General features: G+C 57.0%; 19 protein-coding genes, 4 tRNA genes and 1 other RNA gene. 20 read left to right on the top strand and 4 right to left on the bottom strand.

Translation table 11 applies throughout. The annotated features are described in order from the left end of the window. Window positions 1-882 (bottom strand): HTH-type transcriptional activator IlvY (gene ilvY / locus FN633_RS01635; RefSeq protein WP_154058791.1); only part of this gene is annotated, 882 nt, incomplete at its 3' end. Between the two features lie 152 nt (window positions 883-1034). On the opposite strand from ilvY, the gene ilvC reads away from it, so the two are divergent. Next, window positions 1035-2510, top strand: coding sequence for a ketol-acid reductoisomerase (gene ilvC, locus FN633_RS01630; RefSeq protein WP_154056518.1), 1476 nt, complete (start codon window positions 1035-1037; stop codon window positions 2508-2510). Between the two features lie 58 nt (window positions 2511-2568). Here ilvC and ppiC read toward each other — a convergent pair whose 3' ends face one another. After that, window positions 2569-2850, bottom strand: a complete 282-nt coding sequence (gene ppiC / locus FN633_RS01625; RefSeq protein ID WP_024555327.1) for a peptidylprolyl isomerase PpiC — start codon at window positions 2848-2850, stop codon at window positions 2569-2571. 83 nt (window positions 2851-2933) lie between these two features. On the opposite strand from ppiC, the gene rep reads away from it, so the two are divergent. Further along, window positions 2934-4955, top strand: coding sequence for a DNA helicase Rep (rep, locus tag FN633_RS01620; RefSeq protein ID WP_154056517.1), 2022 nt, complete (start codon window positions 2934-2936; stop codon window positions 4953-4955). Between the two features lie 49 nt (window positions 4956-5004). Here rep and gppA read toward each other — a convergent pair whose 3' ends face one another. Further along, window positions 5005-6489 carry a guanosine-5'-triphosphate,3'-diphosphate diphosphatase gene (gene gppA, locus FN633_RS01615; protein ID WP_154056516.1) on the bottom strand — a complete coding sequence of 495 codons (1485 nt, stop codon included), beginning with the start codon at window positions 6487-6489 and terminating at the stop codon, window positions 5005-5007. Between the two features lie 6 nt (window positions 6490-6495). Continuing rightward, window positions 6496-7767 carry an ATP-dependent RNA helicase RhlB gene (rhlB, locus tag FN633_RS01610; RefSeq protein ID WP_154056515.1) on the bottom strand — a complete coding sequence of 424 codons (1272 nt, stop codon included), beginning with the start codon at window positions 7765-7767 and terminating at the stop codon, window positions 6496-6498. Window positions 7768-7902: 135 nt separating this feature from the next. Here rhlB and trxA point away from each other — a divergent pair, with 135 nt between their 5' ends. From trxA to FN633_RS01520, 18 genes are all read left to right on the top strand, one after another. Beyond that, the gene (trxA, locus tag FN633_RS01605) at window positions 7903-8232 is read left to right on the top strand and encodes a thioredoxin TrxA (RefSeq protein ID WP_042394997.1); all 330 of its coding nucleotides are present in this window, start codon (window positions 7903-7905) and stop codon (window positions 8230-8232) included. Between the two features lie 354 nt (window positions 8233-8586). Then, window positions 8587-9846: a transcription termination factor Rho gene (gene rho / locus FN633_RS01600; protein ID WP_042394994.1), complete on the top strand. Its 1260-nt coding sequence runs from the start codon at window positions 8587-8589 to the stop codon at window positions 9844-9846. Between the two features lie 244 nt (window positions 9847-10090). Next, the gene (wecA, locus tag FN633_RS01595; protein WP_154056514.1) at window positions 10091-11194 is read left to right on the top strand and encodes a UDP-N-acetylglucosamine--undecaprenyl-phosphate N-acetylglucosaminephosphotransferase; all 1104 of its coding nucleotides are present in this window, start codon (window positions 10091-10093) and stop codon (window positions 11192-11194) included. A gap of 13 nt (window positions 11195-11207) precedes the next feature. Continuing rightward, window positions 11208-12254: an ECA polysaccharide chain length modulation protein gene (wzzE, locus tag FN633_RS01590; RefSeq protein WP_154056513.1), complete on the top strand. Its 1047-nt coding sequence runs from the start codon at window positions 11208-11210 to the stop codon at window positions 12252-12254. Window positions 12255-12310: 56 nt separating this feature from the next. Then, window positions 12311-13441: a non-hydrolyzing UDP-N-acetylglucosamine 2-epimerase gene (wecB, locus tag FN633_RS01585; RefSeq protein ID WP_154056512.1), complete on the top strand. Its 1131-nt coding sequence runs from the start codon at window positions 12311-12313 to the stop codon at window positions 13439-13441. Then, window positions 13438-14700 carry a UDP-N-acetyl-D-mannosamine dehydrogenase gene (gene wecC / locus FN633_RS01580; protein ID WP_154056511.1) on the top strand — a complete coding sequence of 421 codons (1263 nt, stop codon included), beginning with the start codon at window positions 13438-13440 and terminating at the stop codon, window positions 14698-14700. The genes wecB and wecC overlap by 4 nt, the downstream gene beginning before the upstream one ends. A gap of 9 nt (window positions 14701-14709) precedes the next feature. Beyond that, the gene (gene rffC, locus FN633_RS01575; RefSeq protein ID WP_154056510.1) at window positions 14710-15387 is read left to right on the top strand and encodes a dTDP-4-amino-4,6-dideoxy-D-galactose acyltransferase; all 678 of its coding nucleotides are present in this window, start codon (window positions 14710-14712) and stop codon (window positions 15385-15387) included. Between the two features lie 4 nt (window positions 15388-15391). Continuing rightward, entirely contained in the window at window positions 15392-16522 is a 1131-nt protein-coding gene (rffA, locus tag FN633_RS01570) for a dTDP-4-amino-4,6-dideoxygalactose transaminase (RefSeq protein ID WP_154056509.1), read from the top strand. A gap of 1 nt (window position 16523) precedes the next feature. After that, complete coding sequence (gene wzxE, locus FN633_RS01565) at window positions 16524-17774, top strand: lipid III flippase WzxE (RefSeq protein ID WP_154056508.1); 1251 nt, start codon at window positions 16524-16526, stop codon at window positions 17772-17774. Continuing rightward, window positions 17771-18850, top strand: coding sequence for a TDP-N-acetylfucosamine:lipid II N-acetylfucosaminyltransferase (locus tag FN633_RS01560; RefSeq protein WP_154056507.1), 1080 nt, complete (start codon window positions 17771-17773; stop codon window positions 18848-18850). Before wzxE ends, FN633_RS01560 begins: the two co-directional genes overlap by 4 nt. Then, the gene (gene wzyE, locus FN633_RS01555; RefSeq protein ID WP_154056506.1) at window positions 18847-20199 is read left to right on the top strand and encodes an ECA oligosaccharide polymerase; all 1353 of its coding nucleotides are present in this window, start codon (window positions 18847-18849) and stop codon (window positions 20197-20199) included. Before FN633_RS01560 ends, wzyE begins: the two co-directional genes overlap by 4 nt. 13 nt (window positions 20200-20212) lie before the next feature. Then, complete coding sequence (wecG, locus tag FN633_RS01550; protein ID WP_154056505.1) at window positions 20213-20953, top strand: lipopolysaccharide N-acetylmannosaminouronosyltransferase; 741 nt, start codon at window positions 20213-20215, stop codon at window positions 20951-20953. 239 nt (window positions 20954-21192) lie between these two features. Further along, the gene (gene thrP / locus FN633_RS01545; RefSeq protein ID WP_154056504.1) at window positions 21193-22578 is read left to right on the top strand and encodes a bifunctional threonine/serine APC transporter ThrP; all 1386 of its coding nucleotides are present in this window, start codon (window positions 21193-21195) and stop codon (window positions 22576-22578) included. 102 nt (window positions 22579-22680) lie between these two features. Further along, window positions 22681-22757 (top strand) — tRNA-Arg (locus tag FN633_RS01540). Between the two features lie 67 nt (window positions 22758-22824). Beyond that, window positions 22825-22900 (top strand) — tRNA-His (locus FN633_RS01535). A 19-nt stretch (window positions 22901-22919) separates the two neighbouring features. Next, window positions 22920-23005, top strand: a tRNA-Leu gene (locus FN633_RS01530). A gap of 43 nt (window positions 23006-23048) precedes the next feature. Then, window positions 23049-23125 (top strand) — tRNA-Pro (locus FN633_RS01525). A 34-nt stretch (window positions 23126-23159) separates the two neighbouring features. Next, a non-coding RNA gene (locus FN633_RS01520) (RtT sRNA) lies at window positions 23160-23292 on the top strand. Window positions 23293-23339: the final 47 nt, after the last annotated feature.

The following is a 23339-nucleotide window of genomic DNA, read 5'->3' as shown; positions in this document are numbered from 1 at the left end:
TGGCAGGATCTCCCAGAACGCGCTAATAAGCGGCTCATGCAGCCGCTTTTCTTGTGCGCAGACGCCAAGCTCAAACGGTGTCTTCTCATCGCTGCGCTCTAAAATCATCACGCGGTTGCGCACCGGCTCGGGGCTGTTTTCCAGGACTACCTCCGGGATCAGCGCCACGCCGCAGCCGAGGGCCACCATTGAAACCATCGCCTCATGACCGCCGACGGTGGCATAGATCGATGGATTGCTGATCTTCTGCCGCCGGAACCACAACTCAATGCGTTTTCGCACCGGCCCCTGGTCGGCCATGATAAAGGGCACCGTCGACCAGTCAGGCTCCGGCACCGAGATTTGGCTGCGTACCGGACAGGGCAGCGCCGGGGCAATCAGCACGACCGCCAGATTCTCCAGCATCGAAAAGGCCACCGCGCCGGGCAGCGCCTCTGGCTTGCCGGCAATGGCCAGATCCGCTTCGCCGGTGACCACGCGCTCTACCGCATCGGCGGCGTCGCCGGTGGTGAGTTTGATTTCGACGGAGGGGTGCTCGGCGCGGAACCGGTCAAGGATCGGTGGCAGATGGCTGTAGGCTGCCGTTACCGAGCAGAACAGGCGCAGCTCGCCGGAGAGCGAAGGGCCCTTCTGGTCAATGGTGTGGCGCAGCTGCTGGTACTGGAGCAGGGTCTGCTGGGCGAAGGTGCGCAGTTCGTCACCCGCCTCGGTCAGGGTGACGGTGCGGTTGTCTCGCACAAACAGCGGCTGGCCGAGATCCTCCTCCAGCCGCTGGATCTGACGCGACAGCGTCGACGGGCTGACGTGCATCGCCCGTGCGCTGCGGCCAAAGTGACGGCTCTCCGCCAGGTGGAGAAAGATTTTTAGATCGCGCAGATCCATATGCAAAGCCTCTGTGTTTACGTTGCAGAAAGTGCAATGTCATATTGTGAATATATCAATTTCAGCAACGCATTTCCTGTCATATAGTGGGTTCATTCTCGCGAGAACGCGAACCGAACAATAAGCACGACACAACATCACGAGGTATCACCATGGCTAACTACTTTAATACACTGAACCTGCGCCAGCAGCTGGCCCAGCTGGGTAAATGTCGCTTTATGGGACGAGATGAGTTCGCCGATGGCGCGAGCTACCTGCAGGGTAAAAAAGTGGTTATCGTCGGCTGTGGCGCTCAGGGTCTGAACCAGGGCCTGAACATGCGTGACTCCGGTCTGGATATCGCCTACGCGCTGCGTAAAGAGGCGATTGCTGAGAAGCGTGCGTCATGGCGTAAAGCCACCGAAAATGGTTTTAAAGTGGGTACCTATGAAGAGCTGATCCCGCAGGCGGACCTGGTCGTTAACCTGACGCCGGACAAGCAGCACTCTGACGTAGTGCGCACCGTACAGCCGCTGATGAAAGATGGCGCGGCGCTGGGCTACTCCCACGGCTTCAACATCGTGGAAGTAGGCGAGCAGATCCGTAAAGATATCACCGTGGTGATGGTCGCCCCGAAATGTCCCGGCACCGAAGTGCGTGAAGAGTACAAGCGTGGTTTTGGTGTGCCGACGCTGATCGCCGTGCACCCGGAGAACGATCCGAAAGGCGAAGGCATGGCGATCGCTAAAGCCTGGGCTGCGGCCACCGGCGGCCACCGTGCGGGCGTGCTGGAATCCTCCTTCGTTGCTGAAGTGAAATCTGACCTGATGGGCGAGCAGACTATCCTCTGCGGTATGCTGCAGGCAGGCTCGCTGCTGTGCTTCGACAAGCTGGTGGAAGAGGGTACTGATCCGGCCTACGCTGAGAAGCTGATCCAGTTCGGCTGGGAAACCATCACCGAAGCGCTGAAGCAGGGCGGTATCACCCTGATGATGGACCGCCTCTCTAACCCGGCGAAGCTGCGGGCCTATGCGCTCTCCGAGCAGCTGAAAGGCATCATGGCTCCGCTGTTCCAGAAGCATATGGATGACATCATCTCCGGTGAGTTCTCCTCCGGCATGATGGCCGACTGGGCCAACGACGATAAGAACCTGCTGACCTGGCGCGAAGAGACGGGTAAAACCGCGTTTGAGACCGCGCCGCAGTTTGACGGCAAAATCAGCGAGCAGGAGTACTTCGACAAGGGCGTACTGATGATCGCCATGGTGAAAGCGGGCGTTGAGCTGGCATTCGAAACCATGGTTGATTCCGGCATCATCGAAGAGTCCGCCTACTATGAGTCACTGCACGAGCTGCCGCTGATCGCCAACACCATCGCACGTAAGCGTCTGTATGAGATGAACGTGGTTATCTCTGATACCGCTGAGTACGGCAACTACCTCTTCTCCTACGCCTGCGTGCCACTGCTGAAAGCGTTCATGACCGAAATTCAGGCGGGCGATCTGGGCAAAGCAGTAGAGGGCACGGCGGTAGACAACGCCCAGCTGCGTGACGTGAACGAAGCGATCCGCAGCCACGAGATTGAGAAAGTGGGCCAGAAGCTGCGCGGCTACATGACCGATATGAAGCGTATTGCGGTAGCCGGTTAATAAAAAAGCGGCAAAGAGATGTAGGCCCGGTAAGCGTTAGCGCCACCGGGCTTTTTTATTAGTTGCGGTACAGCACTTTGATAATGTGGTAACCGAACTGGGTATGCAGCGGGCCGGTCGGCTCCAGCACCGGGCAGGAGAACACCACTTTATCGAAGGCCGGCACCATCTGACCCTGGCGGAATTCACCCAGGTGACCGCCCTTTTTGCCTGACGGGCAGGTAGAGTGTTTCTTCGCCAGCTTCTCGAAGTCGCCGCCGTTTTTGATCTGCTCCAGAAGATCCAGAGCCAGTTTCTCTTCTTTAACAAGGATATGCATCGCTGCCGCTGTTTTTGCCATGATCGTGCCTTGAGTGGTATGGATTAGGCTGGCTATACTACCACGCGTTTTTTCTCCTCTCCCGACTTTCATTGAGTGATCCCATGCGTCTAAATCCAGGGCAACAGCAAGCCGTCGAATTTGTCACCGGACCCTGCCTGGTACTGGCAGGGGCTGGATCCGGTAAAACCCGCGTCATTACCAACAAGATAGCGCACCTGATCCGCGGCTGCGGCTACCAGGCCCGGCATATCGCGGCGGTAACTTTTACCAACAAAGCTGCACGCGAGATGAAAGAGCGTGTGGGCCAGACGCTGGGGCGCAAAGAGGCGCGCGGTCTGATGATCTCCACCTTCCACACCCTGGGGCTGGATATCATCAAGCGCGAGTACGTCGCGCTGGGCATGAAATCTAACTTTTCGCTCTTTGACGATACCGATCAGGTCGCGCTGCTCAAGGATCTCACCGAGGGGTTGATCGAAGATGAGAAAACGATCCTGCAGCAGCTGATCTCGACGATCTCCAACTGGAAAAACGATCTTATGACCCCGGCGCAGGCGGCAGCCCAGGCCAAGGGCGAGCGGGACCGCATTTTTGCCCACTGCTACAGCCTGTATGACGCCCATATGAAGGCCTGTAACGTGCTGGACTTCGATGACCTGATCCTGCTGCCAACTCTGCTGCTGCAACGCAACGAAGAGGTGCGCGAGCGCTGGCAGAACAAGATCCGCTATCTGCTGGTGGATGAGTATCAGGATACCAACACCAGTCAGTACGAGCTGGTTAAGCTGCTGGTGGGCGCGCGGGCACGCTTTACGGTAGTAGGTGATGACGATCAGTCGATCTACTCCTGGCGTGGGGCACGACCGCAGAACCTGGTCCTGCTTAGCCAGGATTTCCCGGCATTACAGGTGATCAAGCTGGAGCAGAACTATCGTTCATCGGGGCGTATCCTCAAGGCGGCCAATATTCTGATCGCCAATAACCCACACGTTTTTGAAAAAAAGCTCTTTTCAGAGCTGGGCTACGGGCCAGAGCTAAAGGTGATCAGCGCTAACCATGAAGAGCATGAGGCCGAGCGCGTCACGGGCGAGCTGATTGCGCACCACTTTATCAATAAGACCCAGTATAAAGATTACGCCATTCTCTATCGCGGTAACCATCAGTCGCGGGTATTCGAAAAATTCCTGATGCAAAACCGTATTCCGTACCGTATTTCGGGCGGAACCTCATTCTTCTCCCGTCCGGAGATTAAAGATCTGCTGGCCTACCTGCGGGTGCTGACCAATCCGGATGACGATAGCGCCTTCCTGCGTATCGTGAACACGCCGAAGCGTGAGATCGGGCCGGCGACGCTGCAAAAGCTGGGGGAGTGGGCCAACTCACGCAACAAAGGGCTATTTGCCGCCAGCTTCGATATGGGCCTTACCCAAACGCTGAGCGGGCGTGGATACGAGTCGCTAACCCGCTTTACCCACTGGCTAAGCGAAGTACAGCGTCTCTCTGAACGGGAGCCGATTGCCGCAGTGCGTGACCTTATTCACGGTATCGACTATGAATCCTGGCTGTTTGAAACCTCGCCCAGCCCCAAAGCGGCTGAGATGCGGATGAAAAACGTCAACACGCTCTTTAGCTGGATGACCGAGATGCTAGAAGGGTCGGAGATCGACGAGCCGATGACCCTCACCCAGGTGGTGACGCGCTTTACCCTGCGCGACATGATGGAGCGGGGCGAAAGCGATGAGGAGTCGGATCAGGTTCAGCTGATGACCCTGCACGCCTCCAAGGGCCTGGAGTTCCCTTACGTTTTTCTGGTCGGCATGGAAGAGGGGCTGCTGCCTCACCAGAGCAGCATCGACGAGGAGAACATCGACGAAGAGCGTCGGCTGGCCTATGTTGGCATCACCCGGGCGCAAAAAGAGCTGAACTTTACCCTGTGCAAAGAGCGTCGTCAGTATGGCGAGCTGGTGCGGCCCGAGCCGAGTCGCTTCCTGCTGGAGCTCCCGCAGGACGATCTGCTCTGGGAGCAGGAGCGCAAAGTGGTAAGTGCAGAAGAGCGGATGCACAAGGGGCAGGCGAGTATTGCCAATATTCGGGCGATGATGGCGAAAGCTAAAGCTAAATAGTAATGGAACCGGTAGGTCGGGTAAGCGCAGCGCCACCCGACATAACAGATTAGTTGACCGCTAGCACCCAGTGAACGTAGCTCTGCCACTGGCACTCCTGGACAAGCGTTTCAGCACCCAGCGGGTGCGTCGCCAGCCAGCCTTCAGGCAGCGTGAGCGTTAACGCCTCGCCATGGGCGGCCAGAGAGACGTTGGGTAAAAACTCATCCCGGCGGCGGCTGGCAAAGATGATCGCCAGGCGCAGCAGACGACAGAGGTGCTCCGCGGTACGCGGCGGCACGGCGTTTTGCTGGTGCAGCGAGGAGAGATCGACCGGGTTAGTTTGGTTGAGCAGCAGGGTGGCCAGCAGCTTCTTCTGCGCGGGCGTAAAGCCGGGCAGATCCAGATTACGCACCAGATAGGCGGCGTGCTGGGAAGCGTGTTTGAAATCGACGCTCAGGCCAATCTCATGCAGATGGCACGCGCCGATCAGCAGTTCGCAGCTTAACGGCTCCAACTGCCATTCAGCCTGAACCTGCTCCGTAAAGCGGGAAGCCAGCTGGGCCACGCGCTGGGCCTGGCCAGAGTCGACCATAAATCGGCGCTGAAGATTGCGTAGCGTGCGGCTGCGAATATCGTGATCGACAGGCAGATGCAGCATGCCGTAGACCAGTCCCTCACGCAGCGCGCCACCGGCCAGGGTCATACCCTGAACCTCCAGCTCGCTAAAGATAGCGATCAGAATGGCGAGGCCGCTCGGGAAGACCAGCGCTCGCTCAAGCGTTAGCCCTTCAATCTCCAGCTCTTCCAGACGACCACACTGAATAGCGCGCTGCTTTAGCTGCTGCAGTTTAGCAAGGGTGATGCACTCATCCATGCCCTGCGCCATCATGATCTCCTGCAGCGCCTGCACGGTGCCGGATGCCCCCACACAGATTTTCCAGCCGTGACGGCGCAGCGCATCGGCCACCGGGAGGAGAACCTCCCGCGCCGCCTTTTCCGCCGCGTCGAAATTGTCCTGGGTCAGATTGCGATCGGCAAAGAAGCGCTCAAGCCAGGTGACACAGCCCATCGACAGGCTAAAGAGCGAGGTGGCCTGCGCGCCAATGCCGGTCACCAGCTCGGTGCTGGCACCGCCGATATCGACGACCAGACGTCGGTCATCGCCGCCGGTGGTGTGGGCCACGCCTTGATAGATCAGCCGTGCTTCGTCTTCACCGCTAATCACCTGCACAGACGTGCCTAAAATCTCCTGCGCGGTGGCAAGAAACTGCTCGGCGTTAACGGCAAGGCGCAGGGTCGCGGTGGCAACCACCCGGATCTGCATAGGTGGGATATCCTGCAGCCGTTCAGCAAACAGGCGCAGGCACTGCCAGCCGCGCGCCATGGCGTCCGGGGAGAGCCGGTTATCCCGGTCCAGCCCTGCCGCCAGGCGTACTTTACGTTTGATACGGGTTAAGGTCTGTATGCTCCCCGCCACCTCGCGCACAACCAGCATATGAAAACTATTCGAACCTAAATCAATAGCGGCATAAAGCGAGTTAGAGGTGAGCATAGGGCATTAACCTGAACGACGTCTGTTACGTGGCGCACCACCACCGGTGCGGCGTGGGCCATTGCCTGGACGCGCGCGGGGCAGGCGCTTCGGCGGTGGCAGCTCGCTCAGGAGCGCATCCGGATTATATTTGCTGACCGGAATCGAGTGATCGATGTAGGTCTCGATAGCCGGCAAGTTCAGGGCATACTCTTCACAGGCAAGGCTGATTGAATTGCCGCTTGCGCCCGCGCGACCGGTACGGCCGATACGGTGGACATAGTCTTCGCAGTCGTCCGGCAGATCGTAGTTAAAGACGTGGGTCACGGCTGGAATATGCAGGCCACGAGCAGCAACGTCGGTCGCTACCAGAATGTCTATATCGCCACGGGTAAACTCTTCGAGGATCCGCAGGCGTTTTTTCTGCGCCACGTCGCCGGTCAGCAGCCCAACGCGGTGACCATCGGCAGCCAGGTGGCCCCAAATATCTTCACAGCGGTGTTTAGTGTTGGCGAAGATGATGGCGCGATCCGGCCACTCCTCTTCGATCAGCGTTTGCAGCAGACGCATTTTCTCTTCGTTAGACGGATAGAAAAGCTCTTCTTTAATACGGTGGCCGGTTTTCTGTTCCGGTTCCACTTCCACATACTCAGCGTTGTTCATCTGCTCAAACGCCAGCTCACGCACGCGATAGGAGAGCGTCGCAGAGAAGAGCATGTTCAGACGCTGGTCTGTCGCAGGCATGCGACGGAACAGCCAGCGAATATCTTTAATAAAGCCGAGATCGTACATGCGGTCGGCTTCGTCCAGCACCACGACCTGGATCGCGCCCAGGTTGATATGGTTCTGTTTCGCGTAATCGATCAGGCGGCCGGTGGTGCCGATAAGAATATCAACCCCGCTCTCCAGCACCTTAAGCTGTTTGTCATAGCCGTCGCCGCCATAGGCGAGGCCCAGTTTCAGGCCGGTGGTCTGGGCCAGCGGCTCAGCATCGGCATGAATTTGCACCGCCAGCTCACGGGTTGGAGCCATGATCAGCGCGCGCGGTTGGTTCACCTTGCGGTCTTCGATCGCCGGGTGAGAGAGAAGATAATGAAACGTTGACGTCAGAAACGCCATCGTTTTGCCGGTACCGGTTTGCGCCTGTCCCGCTACATCCCGACCCGCCAACGTCAGCGGAAGGGCGAGTGCCTGGATGGGGGTGCAGTTATGAAAGCCTTTGTTTTCAAGGGCTTCAATCACCTTCGGGTGCAGGGCGAAGTCGGAAAACTTCTGTTCTGTTAAATGTGTTTTGCTCATAGTGTGGTAGAATATCAGTTTACTATTGCTTTACGAAAGCACATCCGTTCAAATAAACGGGGTGAAATAACGTCAACCTTTAGCCAGGCTATGCTACAGACCTTAATAAGGTAGACATAATCCTGTGGAGTAAATATGAGCGATAAAATTATTCACCTGACCGACGACAGTTTTGACACGGACGTACTCAAAGCGGAAGGGCTGACCCTCGTCGATTTCTGGGCAGAGTGGTGTGGTCCGTGCAAAATGATCGCCCCGATTCTGGATGAGATCGCTGACGAGTACCAGGGCAAGCTGACCGTAGCGAAGCTGAACATCGACCAGAACCCTGGCACCGCGCCGAAATACGGCATCCGCGGTATCCCGACCCTGCTGCTGTTCAAAAACGGCGAAGTGGCGGCCACCAAGGTCGGCGCGCTCTCCAAAGGGCAGCTGAAAGAGTTCCTGGACGCTAACCTGGCGTAAGGGCTCTACCCACCTGGCGTCTGGCTCTCCTAATTTTAGTGGATTGCTGGACGCCCGGCTTTAGTCGTGCTAAGTTAGTTTTGACTTCGAAATAAACATATCTTTGTCGTTTGAACCTTGTCAGTTTGAACCGTGTTGTACCCGATGCTTCCCGCCAGCCACAGCGCCGCGAGAGAAGTGGATAGATTCCGGGCTTGTCACTCAATCCGTCTTGTCGTTTCAGTTCTGTGTTCTTCCTGTAAGCAGACAGCGAACAGACATGAGTTGATGGCCGCTAACAGGCATGGATGATCCTGCCATACCATTCACAAATTAAGTTCGAGATTTACCCCGAGTTTAAGAACCCACACCACTATGAATCTTACCGAATTAAAGAATACGCCGGTTTCTGAGCTGATTACTCTCGGCGAAAATATGGGTCTGGAAAACCAGGCTCGTATGCGCAAGCAGGACATCATTTTTGCCATCCTGAAGCAGCATGCTAAGAGTGGCGAAGATATCTTTGGCGACGGTGTGTTAGAGATATTGCAGGACGGATTTGGTTTCCTCCGCTCCGCAGACAGCTCCTACCTCGCCGGTCCTGATGACATCTACGTATCCCCTAGCCAAATCCGCCGTTTCAACCTCCGCACTGGTGACACCATTTCAGGTAAGATTCGTCCTCCGAAAGAGGGTGAACGTTACTTTGCGCTGTTGAAGGTTAATGAGGTTAACTACGACAAACCGGAAAACTCGCGCAATAAGATCCTGTTTGAAAACTTAACCCCGCTGCACGCTAACTCGCGTCTGCGTATGGAGCGCGGTAACGGTTCAACCGAAGACTTAACCGCTCGTGTTCTGGACCTGGCATCGCCGATTGGCCGTGGCCAGCGTGGCCTGATCGTTGCACCGCCGAAAGCGGGTAAGACCATGCTGCTGCAGAACATCGCCCAGAGCATTGCCTACAACCACCCGGACTGTGTCCTGATGGTGCTGCTGATCGACGAGCGTCCGGAAGAAGTGACCGAGATGCAGCGTCTGGTTAAAGGCGAAGTAGTGGCGTCTACCTTTGATGAGCCTGCGTCTCGCCACGTTCAGGTTGCCGAGATGGTTATCGAGAAAGCGAAGCGTCTGGTTGAGCATAAAAAAGACGTTATCATTCTGCTCGACTCCATCACCCGTCTGGCGCGTGCCTATAACACCGTCGTACCGGCCTCTGGCAAGGTACTGACCGGTGGTGTGGATGCCAACGCCCTGCACCGTCCGAAACGCTTCTTCGGTGCTGCGCGTAACGTGGAAGAGGGCGGTAGCCTGACCATCATCGCTACCGCGCTGGTGGATACCGGCTCTAAAATGGATGAAGTTATCTACGAAGAGTTTAAAGGTACCGGCAACATGGAGCTGCATCTCGCGCGTAAAATCGCTGAGAAACGCGTCTTCCCGGCTATCGACTACAACCGCTCCGGTACGCGTAAAGAAGAGCTGCTCACCACTCAGGAAGAGCTGCAGAAAATGTGGATCCTGCGCAAAATCATTCACCCGATGGGGGAGATCGACGCGATGGAGTTCCTCATCAATAAACTGGCGATGACCAAAACTAACGACGACTTCTTCGATATGATGAAGCGCTCGTAACTTAAATAAAGCCTGTAAACGCCACGTTTTTACGTGGCGTTTTTTATTTATGGAATATAGGCTATAGCCAGGGGATCCGCTGTCGGCCATGGCTGGCGGTGGTAATGCAAAGCATTCAAGCTGAATATGTTCTAATTGAATGAAAAATATACAATAGAGCCCGCATGTGACCTGCTTTATCTCTTTTGGAGAGGGGGCATCGTCGTTATACTTCCGGGATCAACATTTGCTGAGAGCATGCATTGTGAATTTACTCACTGCGGTTACTGAGTTATTCAGTATTTTTTTACTCACGTTTATCTTTCTCTTTTTTGCCCGCAAGGTGGCAAAAAAGGTAGGGTTGGTCGATAAACCAAACTTTCGTAAACGTCATCAGGGATTGATCCCGTTAGTAGGTGGTATCTCGGTCTATGCGGGGATCTGCTATACGTTTGCTATTGCTGACTACTATATTCCGCATGCTGCGCTCTATCTGATGTGTGCTGGCGTACTGGTCTTCATCGGGGCGCTGGACGACCGCTTTGATATCAGCGTAAAGATACGTGCCACCGTTCAGGCGCTTATTGCTATCGTCATGATGGCAGTGGGTAAACTCTATCTCAGCAGTCTCGGCTACATTTTTGGCACCTGGGAGATGGTTCTCGGACCGTTCGGCTTCTTCCTGACGCTGTTTGCCGTCTGGGCCGCCATCAACGCCTTTAATATGGTTGACGGTATTGATGGCCTACTGGGCGGGCTCTCCTGCGTCTCCTTCGCTGCTATCGGCATCATTCTATGGTTTGACGGTCAGCTGAGCCTGGCGATGTGGTGCTTTGCCATGATTGCCGCCATTCTCCCCTATATTCTGCTTAACCTTGGTATCCTCGGCCGCCGCTATAAGGTCTTTATGGGCGATGCGGGCAGTACGCTGATTGGCTTTACGGTGATTTGGATCCTGCTGGAAACGACCCAGGGCCAGACGCATCCGATTAGCCCGGTGACGGCGCTGTGGATCATCGCCATTCCGCTGATGGACATGGTTGCTATCATGTACCGCCGCCTGCGCAAAGGGATGAGTCCTTTCTCGCCAGACCGTCAGCACATCCACCATCTGATCATGCGTGCCGGGTTTACCTCCCGCCAGGCCTTTGTGCTGATTACGCTGGCCGCAGCTCTGCTGGCGGCGGTAGGCGTTGTCACAGAATATCTGCATTTCATTCCCGAATGGGTAATGTTGGCACTGTTTGTGCTAGCTTTCTTCCTGTACGGCTGGTGCATTAAACGTGCATGGAAAGTGGCGCGCTTTATCAAACGCGTCAAACGTAAGATGCGTCGTAATAGTGGACATAAACCAACTCTAACCAAGTAATTCTGGGATAGCGATGACTCAACCATTGTCGGGAAAACATACAGGAAGTATGGAAAATGAACTGGATATTCGCGGTTTGTTTCGTACTTTATGGGCGGGGAAATTCTGGATTGTTGGCATGGCGCTGGCTTTCGCGCTTATCGCGCTGGCCTACACCCTCTTCGCCAGGCAGGAGTGGGGCGCAACCGCCATCACCGATCGTCCCACGGTAAACATGCTGGGCGGGTTCTACTCCCAGCAGCAGTTTTTGCGCAATCTTGATGTCAAAGCTAACCTGGCACCGGTCGATCAGCCCTCGGTCATGGACGAAGCGTATAAAGAGTTCATTATGCAGATGGCATCATGGGACACGCGCCGTGACTTTTGGCTGCAAACGGACTACTACAAGCAGCGGATGGTGGGCAACAGCAAGGCGGATGCCGCGCTGCTGGATGAGCTGATTAACAATATTCAGTACACCCCCGCCGATGCGCAGCGTAATCTCAGCGACAGCGTCAAGCTGACGGCGGAGACCGCGCCTGACTCAAATAACCTGCTGCGCCAGTATATTGCTTTCGCCAGCCAGCGTGCGGCCAGCCATCTTAACGATGAGCTGAAAGGCGCATGGGCGGCCCGTACTATCCAGATGAAAGCCCAGGTGAAACGTCAGGAAGAGGTTGCGAACGCCATCTTTAAACGTCGGGCGCACAGCGTTGAGCAGGCGTTAAAAGTGGCCGAGCAGCACAATATCTCCCGCACTGAGACGGAGGTCCCGCCTGACGAGCTTCCCGACTCGGAGATGTTCCTGTTAGGACGTCCGATGCTGCAGGCGCGGCTGGAAAATCTGCAGGCAGTGGGGCCCGAGTTCGATCTGGACTATGATCAAAACCGAGCCATGCTGAACACCCTCAACGTTGGCCCCACGCTCGATCCCCGTTTTCAGACATATCGTTATTTGCGGACGCCAGAAGAGCCGGTAAAACGCGATAGCCCGCGCCGTGCCTTCCTGATGATTATGTGGGGAATGGTAGGGGCGTTGATAGGTGCTGGTGTTGCGTTAACGCGCCGTCGTTCACTGTAAGCGCTGCCTGATATGAAGGCCACTGGGCCTTCATCATCTAATCGAAGAGAATCGTTGTGAAAGTACTTACCGTATTTGGCACACGACCAGAAGCCATCAAGATGGCCCCTCTGGTACATGCGCTGGCAAAGGACCCTTATTTTGAAGCCAAAGTCTGCGTGACCGCGCAGCACAGGGAGATGCTTGACCAGGTATTGAACCTGTTTTCCATTGTTCCGGATTATGACCTGGATATTATGCAGCCGGGACAGGGGCTGACGGAAATAACCTGCCGCATTCTCGAAGGGCTAAAGCCGATCCTCGAATCATTTAAGCCTGACGTCGTGCTGGTCCACGGTGATACCACAACGACGATTGCCGCCAGCCTGGCGGCCTTTTACCAACGTATTCCCGTTGGGCACGTCGAGGCCGGGCTGCGCACGGGCGATCTCTCCTCGCCCTGGCCGGAGGAGGCTAACCGCACGCTGACGGGCCATCTGGCGATGTATCACTTCTCGCCGACGCAGAACGCCCGGCAGAACCTGCTGCGCGAAAATATTCCGGATAAGCAGATCTTCGTCACCGGTAATACGGTAATCGATGCGCTGTTCTGGGTGCGTGACACGGTACTGAATAACGACAACCTGCACAGCGAGCTGGCAGCACGATATCCATTTCTCGATGAGTCTAAAAAGCTGGTGCTGGTCACCGGCCACCGTCGCGAAAGCTTTGGCCAGGGCTTTGAGCAGATCTGTCATGCGCTGGTCGACATTGCGGCTAAACATCAGGATGTCCAGATCGTCTATCCGGTACACCTGAACCCCAACGTCAGCGAGCCGGTGAACCGCATCCTTGGCCACGTTAAAAACATTATCTTAATTGAGCCGCAGGACTACCTGCCGTTCCTCTGGCTGATGACCCATGCCTGGCTGATCCTGACGGATTCAGGCGGTATTCAGGAAGAGGCACCGTCGTTAGGCAAGCCGGTGCTGGTGATGCGGGAAACCACCGAGCGCCCAGAGGCTATCGAAGCCGGAACGGTAAGGCTGGTGGGCACCGATCGCCAGCGTATCGTCGAAGAGGTGACGCACCTGTTGAAGGACAATGACGCCTGGCAGGCGATGAGCCGGGCACACAACCCTTACGGTGACGGCCAAGCCTGCGAACGTATTCTGCACGCACTTAAAAATAATCAGGTAACGCTATGAGTTTTGCAACCATCTCTGTTATTGGCCTGGGCTACATTGGATTGCCTACCGCAGCGGCCTTTGCTTCACGGCAGAAGCGCGTCGTCGGCGTTGATATCAATCAGCATGCGGTGGATACCATCAATCGCGGGCAGATTCATATCGTTGAACCCGAGCTGGATCGCGTCGTGAAAGCTGCGGTCGAGGGCGGGTATCTGCACGCCAGCACCACGCCAGTTGAGGCAGATGCTTACCTGATTGCGGTGCCAACGCCGTTCAAAGGCGATCACGAGCCGGACATGGCCTATGTTGAGGCGGCAGCAAAATCACTCGCCCCGGTCCTGAAAAAAGGCGCGCTGGTGATCCTTGAGTCGACCTCGCCGGTAGGCGCGACCGAGCAGATGGCACAGTGGCTGGCGGATCTACGCCCGGATCTCACCTTCCCCCAACAGGCTGGCGAGCAGGCGGATATCAACGTTGCCTACTGCCCGGAGCGCGTGCTGCCAGGCCAGGTAATGGTTGAGCTGATTAAAAACGATCGGGTCATTGGCGGCATGACGCCAGTGTGCTCTGCCCGCGCCAGCGAGCTGTATAAGATCTTCCTTGAAGGTGAGTGCGTGGTCACTAACGCCCGCACCGCTGAGATGTGCAAGCTGACCGAGAACAGCTTCCGCGATGTAAATATCGCTTTTGCTAACGAGCTGTCGCTGATCTGTGCTGACCAGGGCATCAACGTCTGGGAGCTGATCCGCCTCGCTAACCGCCACCCGCGCGTTAATATCTTACAGCCGGGACCGGGCGTAGGCGGCCACTGTATCGCAGTCGACCCGTGGTTTATCGTGGCGCAAAACCCGCAGCAGGCGCGGCTGATCCGTACCGCCCGTGAAGTTAACGACAGCAAACCGCACTGGGTGCTTAATCAAGTTAAAGCGACGGTGGCAGACTGCCTCACGACTAACGACAAGCGAGCCAGCGAAATCAAAATCGCCTGCTTTGGCCTCGCCTTTAAGCCCAATATCGACGATCTGCGGGAAAGCCCGGCGATGGAGATTGCCCACAGCATTGCCCAGTGGCACAGCGGTGAGACGCTGGTGGTAGAGCCTAACATTCATCAGCTGCCGAAGATGCTGGCGGACAGCTGCCAGCTGGTCAGCCTGGATGCGGCGCTGGCCGAGGCGGATGTGCTGGTAATGCTGGTGGATCATCGCGAGTTCAACGCCATTGCCGGTGAGCACGTTACCCAGCAATACATTATTGATACCAAAGGCGTCTGGCGCTAAGGCGACAACATGACGGTACGCGGTACGGTTGAAGCATTAACCTGGGAGAACCAGTTCTTTGGGATCTCCAGCGCCATCGTGCGCCTGAGTGACGGTGCCACACCGCTGAGCGAGGCGCAGTTAGCCGCGTGGCAGCGGGTGCAGGTCAAGGTCCCGGCGACGGATACCGCACGGCTGGACGCGCTCCAGCGGCTGGGTTTCCAACTGGTAGAGGGTGAAGTGGATCTGGCCCTGGCCGTACCGACAACGATAACCGACCCTGGCGCGCAGGTGGCGACCGCGACGGATATTGCCTCGCTGCGTCAGCTGGCGGCCACCGCCTTCGCGCAGAGCCGGTTTCGTACCCCCTGGTATCAGGCGGACGCCAGCGGACGCTTCTACGCTCAGTGGATTGAGAACGCCGTTAACGGCGCATTCGACCACGAGTGCCTGGTCTTGCGCGCCGCCAGCGGCGAGATCCGTGCCTTTGTTTCGCTGCGCCAGCTGAACGACAGCGAGGCGCGTATTGGCCTGCTGGCCGGACGCGGAGCGGGGGAGGCCCTGATGCAGGCGGCGCTCCTCTGGGCGCAACGTCGTCAGCTTTCGGTTCTGCGCGTCGCGACCCAGGTGGGGAATACCGCGGCGCTTAAACGTTACATTCAGAGCGGTGCCAACGTGGAAAGCACCGCCTACTGGCTATACAGGTGACTCTATGATCCCTTTTAACGCGCCCCCGGTTGTGGGTACAGAACTCGATTACATGCAGTCGGCGATGGGCAGCGGCAAGCTGTGCGGCGACGGCGGCTACACGCGCCGCTGCCAGCAGTGGATGGAGCAGCGTTTCGGCAGCGCCAAAGTGCTGTTGACCCCCTCCTGTACCGCCTCGCTGGAGATGGCGGCGCTGCTGCTGGATATCCAGCCCGGCGATGAAGTGATCATGCCCAGCTACACCTTCGTCTCTACCGCCAATGCCTTTGTGCTGCGCGGAGCGAAGATCGTCTTTGTTGATGTCCGTCCGGACACCATGAACATTGATGAACGCCTTATCGAGGCGGCGATCACCGAGAACACGCGCGCCATCGTGCCGGTCCACTATGCGGGCGTGGCCTGTGAGATGGACACCATTATGGCTATCGCGAAACATCATAACCTGTATGTGGTAGAGGATGCCGCGCAGGGGGTGATGTCGACCTACAAAGGGCGTGCGCTCGGGACCATCGGCCATATCGGCTGCTTTAGCTTCCATGAAACCAAAAACTATACCGCCGGTGGCGAAGGCGGGGCGACGCTGATCAACGACCGTGCGCTGGTTGAACGCGCTGAGGTTATTCGCGAGAAGGGCACCAACCGCAGCCAGTTCTTCCGCGGTCAGGTTGATAAATACACCTGGCGCGATATTGGCTCCAGCTACCTGATGTCGGATCTGCAGGCGGCCTATCTGTGGGCGCAGCTGGAAGCGGCGGATCGTATTAACCAGCAGCGTCTCGCGCTATGGCAAACCTATTTTGACGCCCTGACGCCGCTGGCCCGTGCCGGGCGTATTGAGCTGCCGTCGATTCCGGCCGAGTGCGAACATAACGCGCACATGTTTTATATCAAGCTTCGTGACGATGAAGATCGCAGTAAGCTTATCGCTTTCCTCAAGGAGGCGGAGATCCTGGCGGTGTTCCACTATATCCCGCTGCACTCCAGCCCGGCTGGCGAGCGCTTTGGTGAATTCTTTAGCGAAAATATCCATACCACGAAAGAGAGCGAGCGCTTGCTCCGCCTGCCGCTGTTCTACAATCTTTCGCTTGTTAACCAGCGCACGGTGATCAATACGCTGCTGAGCTACTTCAACTAAGATGTCGCTGGCAAAAGCTTCACTGTGGACCGCGGCGAGCACGCTGGTCAAAATCGGCGCGGGACTGCTGGTGGTTAAGCTGCTGGCCGTCTCCTTTGGTCCTTCGGGCGTAGGGCAGGCGGGCAACTTCCGCCAGCTGGTGACGGTGCTGGGCGTGCTGGCCGGGGCCGGCATCTTTAACGGCGTCACCAAATTTGTCGCCCAGCACCACGATGATCCGACGCAGCTGCGCGCCGTCGTAGGCACCTCATCTGCCATGGTGCTGGGGTTCTCGTCGCTGTTGGCTATCGTTTTTCTGCTGGCCGCCGCGCCCATCAGTCAGGGGCTGTTTGGTCACACCCATTTTCAGGGGCTGGTAAGGCTGGTGGCGCTGGTGCAGATGGGCATCGCGTGGGCTAACTTCCTGCTGGCAATCATGAAGGGTTTCCGCGACGCCGCCGGGAATGCGCTGTCGCTGATTAGCGGCAGCATTATCGGCGTCATCGCCTACTATGCCTGCTACCGGCTGGGCGGCTACCAGGGCGCGCTGCTGGGCCTGGCGCTGGTTCCGGCGCTGGTCGTCATCCCGGCGTTGCTGCTGTTCATCCGCCGTAAATCCGTGCCGTTAGGTTATCTTAAGCCACGGTGGAGCGGCGCGCTGGCCGGACAGCTGGGCAAGTTTACCCTGATGGCGCTGATCACCTCCGTGACGCTTCCCGTTGCCTACGTGATGATGCGAAACCTGCTGGCAACGCACTACGGCTGGGATGAGGTCGGGATCTGGCAGGGGGTGAGCAGCATCTCCGATGCCTACCTGCAATTTATCACCGCCTCGTTCAGTGTTTATCTGCTGCCTACCCTGTCGCGGCTAACGGAGAAGCAGGCCATAAGCCGTGAGATCGTCAAATCGCTGCGGTTTGTCCTGCCTGCGGTAGCGGCTGCAAGTTTTACCGTCTGGTTGCTGCGTGATTTTGCTATCTGGCTGCTGTTTTCAGAGAAGTTTATCGCCATGCGCGATCTCTTTGCCTGGCAACTGGTTGGCGACGTACTGAAAGTCGGCGCATACGTTTTTGGCTATCTGGTGATTGCCCGGGCCTCGTTAACCTTCTATATCCTGGCGGAAGTGAGCCAGTTTACGCTGCTAACGGCTTTTTCCCGCTGGCTCATTCCGGCGCACGGCGCGTTAGGTGCGTCACAGGCCTACATGGCTACCTATATCGTTTATTTCGCCACCTGTTGTGGCGTATTTCTACTCTGGCGTAAAAGGGTATGACTACACTGATTCATGTTCTGGGATCCGATATCCCACACCATAACCTGACCGTGCTGCGTTTTTTCAACGACAGCCTTGCGGCAACAGGCGAGCACGCTCGCGAATTTATCCTCTGCGGCGGCGACGAGAGCTGGCGCGCGCAGTTCCCGGCGCTTACGCTGCGCTTCTTTAACAATAAGAGAGCGCTGGCCCAGGCGGTAATTAGCCTTGCCAAAGCCGATCGCCAGCAGCGCTTCTTCTTTCACGGTCAGTTTAATACTGACCTTTGGCTGGCCCTGCTGCGCGGTGCCATTAAGCCTCAGCAGTTTAGCTGGCACGCCTGGGGAGCCGATCTCTACGAGGTTTCCCAAAGCCTGAAGTTTCGTCTTTTCTATCCGCTGCGGCGTCTCGCCCAGCGGCGCGTCGGCTGCATCTTTGCCACCCGTGGCGATCTACATTTTTTTGCCCGCCGCCATCCGCAGGTGCGCGGCGAACTGCTCTACTTCCCGACGCGAATGGATCCCACGCTCAACACGATGGCGCAGGAGACGCAGCGCGAGGGCACGCTGACGGTGCTGGTCGGCAACTCCGGGGATCGCAGCAACGAGCATATTGCCGCCCTGAAGGCGGTTCATCAGCAGTTCGGTGATACGGTTAACGTCATCGTACCGATGGGCTATCCGGCCAATAACGAAACGTACATTGACGAGGTCCGCCAGGCCGGTCTGGCGCTGTTTAGCGCGGAGAACCTGCGCATCCTTGCCGATAAGCTAGAATTTGACGACTACCTGGCGCTGCTGCGCCGGTGCGATCTGGGCTACTTTATCTTTGCCCGCCAGCAGGGGATCGGCACGCTCTGTCTGCTGATCCAGGCAGGCGTACCCTGCGTGTTAAACCGGGAGAATCCCTTCTGGCAGGATATGGTTGAGCAGCACATTCCGGTGCTTTTTACCGGCGACAGGCTCGATGAGGCGGTCGTCCGCGAGGCCCAGCGGCAGCTGGCGGCGGTGGATAAAAACGCTATCACCTTCTTTAGCCCTAACTACCTTGCGCCCTGGCACGAGGCGTTACGTATTGCTGCAGGAGGTGCGCAATGAGCCAGCTTGCGTTCTCGGGTCTGCTGGCCATCTGGCTACTGGCATCGCTGTTTATCGCCACGCTGACCTGGTTTGAATTCCGCCGCGTACGTTTTAACTTTAACGTCTTCTTTTCGCTGCTTTTTTTGCTGACGTTTTTCTTTGGCTTTCCACTCACCAGCATCCTGGTCTTTCGCTTCAACGTCGGGGTTGCACCGCCTGAGGTGATGATGCAGTCCCTGCTGACCGCGGTCTGCTTTTACGCCATCTACTACGTTACCTATAAAACGCGCCTGCGGCCCTCATCCGCGGTCATGCCGCGCCGTCCCCTGTTCACCATGAACCGAGTGGAAACACATCTGGCGTGGGTGATGCTGATGCTTATCGCGTTAGTGAGCGTCAGCATCTTCTTTATGCATAACGGCTTCCTGCTGTTCCGGCTGCACTCCTACAGCCAGATCTTTTCGAGTGAAGTCTCCGGCGTGGCGCTTAAGCGTTTCTTCTACTTCTTTATTCCCGCCATGCTGGTGGTCTATTTCCTGCGCCAGGATGGCCGGGGCTGGATCTTCTTCCTGGTGAGCACCGTTGCCTTTGGCCTGCTGACCTACATGATTGTGGGCGGCACGCGGGCCAATATCATCATCGCCTTCGCCATTTTCCTGTTTATCGGCATTATTCGTGGCTGGATCTCACTGTGGATGCTGGCGGCGGCAGGCGTGCTGGGCATCGTCGGGATGTTCTGGCTGGCGCTGAAGCGTTACGGATTGCAGGTGAGCGGTGACGAAGCGTTTTACACCTTCCTCTATCTCACCCGTGACACCTTCTCGCCGTGGGAGAACCTCTCTCTCCTGCTGCAAAACTACGACAAGATCGACTTCCAGGGGCTTGCGCCTATCGTGCGCGACTTCTACGTCTTTATTCCCACCTGGCTATGGCCGGACAGGCCTGGCATTGTGCTGAACACGGCGAACTACTTTACCTGGGAAGTGCTGAACAACCACTCCGGGCTGGCGATCTCGCCGACGCTGATCGGCTCCCTGGTGGTGATGGGCGGCGTCTGGTTTATTCCGCTGGGTGCGGTCGTGGTGGGACTGATCATTAAGTGGTTTGACTGGCTTTATGAGCTGGGCAACCGGGAGACCAACCGCTATAAGGCGGCGATTTTGCACAGCTTCTGTTTTGGTGCCATCTTCAATATGATCGTGCTGGCGCGTGAGGGGCTGGATGCCTTTGTTTCTCGCGTCGTCTTCTTCCTCGTGGTCTTTGGTGCCTGCCTGCTGATGGCGAAGCTGCTCTACTGGCTGTTCGATAGCGCGGGGCTGATCCACAAACGTGCCGGGCGATTACCGCACCCGCTCTCGCAAGCCTGACAAGGATATCATCATGACGGACACCACTACTGCGCCAACCTATACCCTGCGCGGCCTGAAGCTGATTGGCTGGCGTAACATGGCCCACGCGCTGGATTTCCTCTTCGCCGGTGGCCAGCTTAAGCAGGGCACGCTGGTGGCGATTAACGCCGAGAAGATGCTGACCCTTGAGGATGACGCCCAGGTCAGGGCGCTGATCGAAGCGGCCGAGTTTAAGTATGCGGACGGCATCAGCGTGGTGCGCTCAATGCGCAAAAAGTACCCGCAGGCGGTGGTTGAGCGGGTGGCGGGGGCCGATCTCTGGGAAGCGCTCATGGAGCGCGCCGGAAAAGAGGGGACGCCGGTTTTCCTGATCGGCGGCAAGCCTGGCGTGCTGGCTCAGACGCAACAGCAGCTGCGTGACCGCTGGCAGGTGAACATTGTCGGCGGCCAGGATGGCTACTTCCAGCCCGAGCAGCGCCAGGCGCTGTTTGAGCGCGTCCGCGACAGCGGAGCAAAGATTGTCACCGTAGCGATGGGCTCCCCGCGCCAGGAGCTGCTGATGCGCGACTGTCGGGAAGTTTATCCGCACGCACTCTATATGGGCGTCGGCGGCACCTATGACGTCTTTACTGGCCACGTTAAGCGTGCGCCAAAGGTGTGGCAGCGGATGGGCCTGGAGTGGCTCTATCGCCTGCTGTCACAGCCCAGCCGCATCACGCGTCAGCTGCGACTGCTGCGCTACCTCGCCTGGCACTATCGCGGCCAGCTCTAATCCTGTAACGGCGCAGCGATTCTGCTGTGCCGTGCCCGCCTCTGTTTGCTGCTTTATTATGCTTTCTATTGATTTTTCTTATGCATCGTTTGCCATTTCAGCGAAATTAAGAAACCATTCGCTCACTCAACGCGTCGCCGCGGTGCTGGTTGAATCAGCCTGTAGCCGCAATGAGCTGAGATTGCACTCATAACGATAACCCGCAGCGTCGGGACAGTAGTAAACACGACAGAGGATTTATGGCCGAGAGTAAACCGGAGCTTCAGCGTGGGCTGGAAGCGCGACATATCGAACTTATCGCCCTGGGCGGTACAATAGGCGTTGGCCTGTTTATGGGGGCGGCAAGCACACTGAAGTGGGCAGGGCCGTCAGTATTACTGGCCTATATTGTGGCCGGACTTTTTGTTTTCTTCATCATGCGCTCAATGGGCGAAATGCTCTTCCTTGAGCCGGTAGCCGGTTCGTTCGCCGTCTATGCGCACCGCTATATGAGCCCGTTCTTTGGCTATCTCACGGCGTGGTCATACTGGTTTATGTGGATGGCGGTGGGTATCTCTGAGATCACCGCGATTGGCGTCTACGTTCAGTTCTGGTTCCCGGAGATGGCGCAGTGGATACCGGCCCTAATTGCCGTTGGGCTGGTGGCGCTCGCTAATCTTGCTGCGGTACGTCTGTACGGCGAGATTGAGTTCTGGTTTGCGATGATCAAAGTCACCACCATCGTGGTGATGATTATCGTCGGCCTCGGCGTGATCTTCTATGGCTTCGGCAACGGCGGGCAGGCCATTGGATTTGGCAACCTGACCGAGCACGGCGGCTTCTTTGCTGGCGGCTGGAAGGGCTTTCTCACCGCGCTCTGTATCGTTGTCGCCTCGTATCAGGGCGTCGAGCTGATCGGCATTACCGCCGGTGAGGCGAAAAACCCGCAGGTCACGCTGCGCAGCGCGGTAGGCAAGGTGCTGTGGCGTATTCTGATCTTCTACGTAGGGGCGATTTTCGTTATCGTCACTATCTTCCCGTGGAATGAGATCGGCAGCAACGGCAGCCCGTTTGTGCTGACCTTCGCCAAAATTGGCATTACTGCTGCGGCAGGGATCATCAACTTTGTGGTACTCACCGCCGCGCTTTCGGGCTGCAACAGCGGAATGTACAGCTGCGGACGCATGCTCTATGCGCTGGCTAAAAACCGCCAGCTGCCTGCGGCGGTGGCGAAAGTGTCGCGTCACGGCGTACCGGTGGTGGGCGTCGCCATCTCTATTGCTATTCTGCTGGTGGGCTCCTGCCTCAACTACATCATTCCTAACCCGCAGCGCGTGTTTGTCTACGTCTACAGCGCCAGCGTACTGCCGGGCATGGTGCCGTGGTTTGTTATTCTGATTAGCCAGCTGCGTTTCCGCGAGGCGCACAAGGCCAGGATTGCCACCCATCCGTTCCGGTCGGTTCTCTTCCCGTGGGCGAACTATTTAACGATGGCGTTCCTGATCTGCGTATTAATTGGCATGGGGTTTAACGACGACACCCGTATGTCGCTGTTTGTCGGCATCATCTTTTTGGCTGCGGTATCGCTGGTCTACAAGGTTTTACGTCTCAATCGGCATACTGCAGCGCTAAAAGCGGAGAAATAAACGACAAAACGCACAAAGCGTAACCAAACGCGCATTTTATTTAAAAAGGCACTAGACAGCGGGGGGGGAAGTCCGTAATATCCAGCCCCGCAACGGCGCTAAGCGCCCGTAGCTCAGCTGGATAGAGCGCTGCCCTCCGGAGGCAGAGGTCTCAGGTTCGAATCCTGTCGGGCGCACCATTTTACCCGGTGCTGGAGCTGCGGTGGACTGTGAAATTAACAGGACCGCGTAAAAGAATTTGTAGTGGTGGCTATAGCTCAGTTGGTAGAGCCCTGGATTGTGATTCCAGTTGTCGTGGGTTCGAATCCCATTAGCCACCCCATTATTTAAAGTTGTGAAATGCGAAGGTGGCGGAATTGGTAGACGCGCTAGCTTCAGGTGTTAGTGTCCTTTGGATGTGGGGGTTCGAGTCCCCCCCCTCGCACCACGACTTAAAATGAATTGAACTAAAAATTCAAAAAGCAGTACATCGGCGAGTAGCGCAGCTTGGTAGCGCAACTGGTTTGGGACCAGTGGGTCGGAGGTTCGAATCCTCTCTCGCCGACCACATTTAGAAACCCCGCTTTATAGCGGGGTTTTTTTTCGCCTAAATTTCACAGAGGATGAGAACCTCCGGGGCAGGAGGTTCGACTTGAGCGGAGCGAAAGAACGTTGCTTCAGCAACGGCCCGCAGGGCGAGCCACGGAGTGGCGAGTCATCCTCTCTCGCCGACCACATTTAGAAACCCCGCTTTTATAGCGGGGTTTTTTTTCGCCTGAATT

The organism is Pseudescherichia vulneris (genome assembly GCF_902164725.1).
In the GTDB taxonomy this organism is placed as follows: domain Bacteria; phylum Pseudomonadota; class Gammaproteobacteria; order Enterobacterales; family Enterobacteriaceae; genus Pseudescherichia; species Pseudescherichia vulneris.
The sequence above is the reverse complement of the archived record's forward strand: the minus strand, read 5'-3'. Positions and strand labels throughout refer to the sequence as shown.

Excerpts from the sequence above, each read along its gene's own strand:
- ilvC (WP_154056518.1), top strand. The coding sequence starts at position 1,035 with ATGGCTAACTACTTTAATACACTGAACCTGCGCCAGCAGCTGGCCCAG.
- ppiC (WP_024555327.1), bottom strand. The coding sequence starts at position 2,850 with ATGGCAAAAACAGCGGCAGCGATGCATATCCTTGTTAAAGAAGAGAAA.
- rep (WP_154056517.1), top strand. The coding sequence starts at position 2,934 with ATGCGTCTAAATCCAGGGCAACAGCAAGCCGTCGAATTTGTCACCGGA.
- gppA (WP_154056516.1), bottom strand. The coding sequence starts at position 6,489 with ATGCTCACCTCTAACTCGCTTTATGCCGCTATTGATTTAGGTTCGAAT.
- rhlB (WP_154056515.1), bottom strand. The coding sequence starts at position 7,767 with ATGAGCAAAACACATTTAACAGAACAGAAGTTTTCCGACTTCGCCCTG.
- trxA (WP_042394997.1), top strand. The coding sequence starts at position 7,903 with ATGAGCGATAAAATTATTCACCTGACCGACGACAGTTTTGACACGGAC.
- rho (WP_042394994.1), top strand. The coding sequence starts at position 8,587 with ATGAATCTTACCGAATTAAAGAATACGCCGGTTTCTGAGCTGATTACT.
- wzzE (WP_154056513.1), top strand. The coding sequence starts at position 11,208 with ATGACTCAACCATTGTCGGGAAAACATACAGGAAGTATGGAAAATGAA.
- wecC (WP_154056511.1), top strand. The coding sequence starts at position 13,438 with ATGAGTTTTGCAACCATCTCTGTTATTGGCCTGGGCTACATTGGATTG.
- rffC (WP_154056510.1), top strand. The coding sequence starts at position 14,710 with ATGACGGTACGCGGTACGGTTGAAGCATTAACCTGGGAGAACCAGTTC.
- rffA (WP_154056509.1), top strand. The coding sequence starts at position 15,392 with ATGATCCCTTTTAACGCGCCCCCGGTTGTGGGTACAGAACTCGATTAC.
- wzxE (WP_154056508.1), top strand. The coding sequence starts at position 16,524 with ATGTCGCTGGCAAAAGCTTCACTGTGGACCGCGGCGAGCACGCTGGTC.
- FN633_RS01560 (WP_154056507.1), top strand. The coding sequence starts at position 17,771 with ATGACTACACTGATTCATGTTCTGGGATCCGATATCCCACACCATAAC.
- wzyE (WP_154056506.1), top strand. The coding sequence starts at position 18,847 with ATGAGCCAGCTTGCGTTCTCGGGTCTGCTGGCCATCTGGCTACTGGCA.
- wecG (WP_154056505.1), top strand. The coding sequence starts at position 20,213 with ATGACGGACACCACTACTGCGCCAACCTATACCCTGCGCGGCCTGAAG.
- thrP (WP_154056504.1), top strand. The coding sequence starts at position 21,193 with ATGGCCGAGAGTAAACCGGAGCTTCAGCGTGGGCTGGAAGCGCGACAT.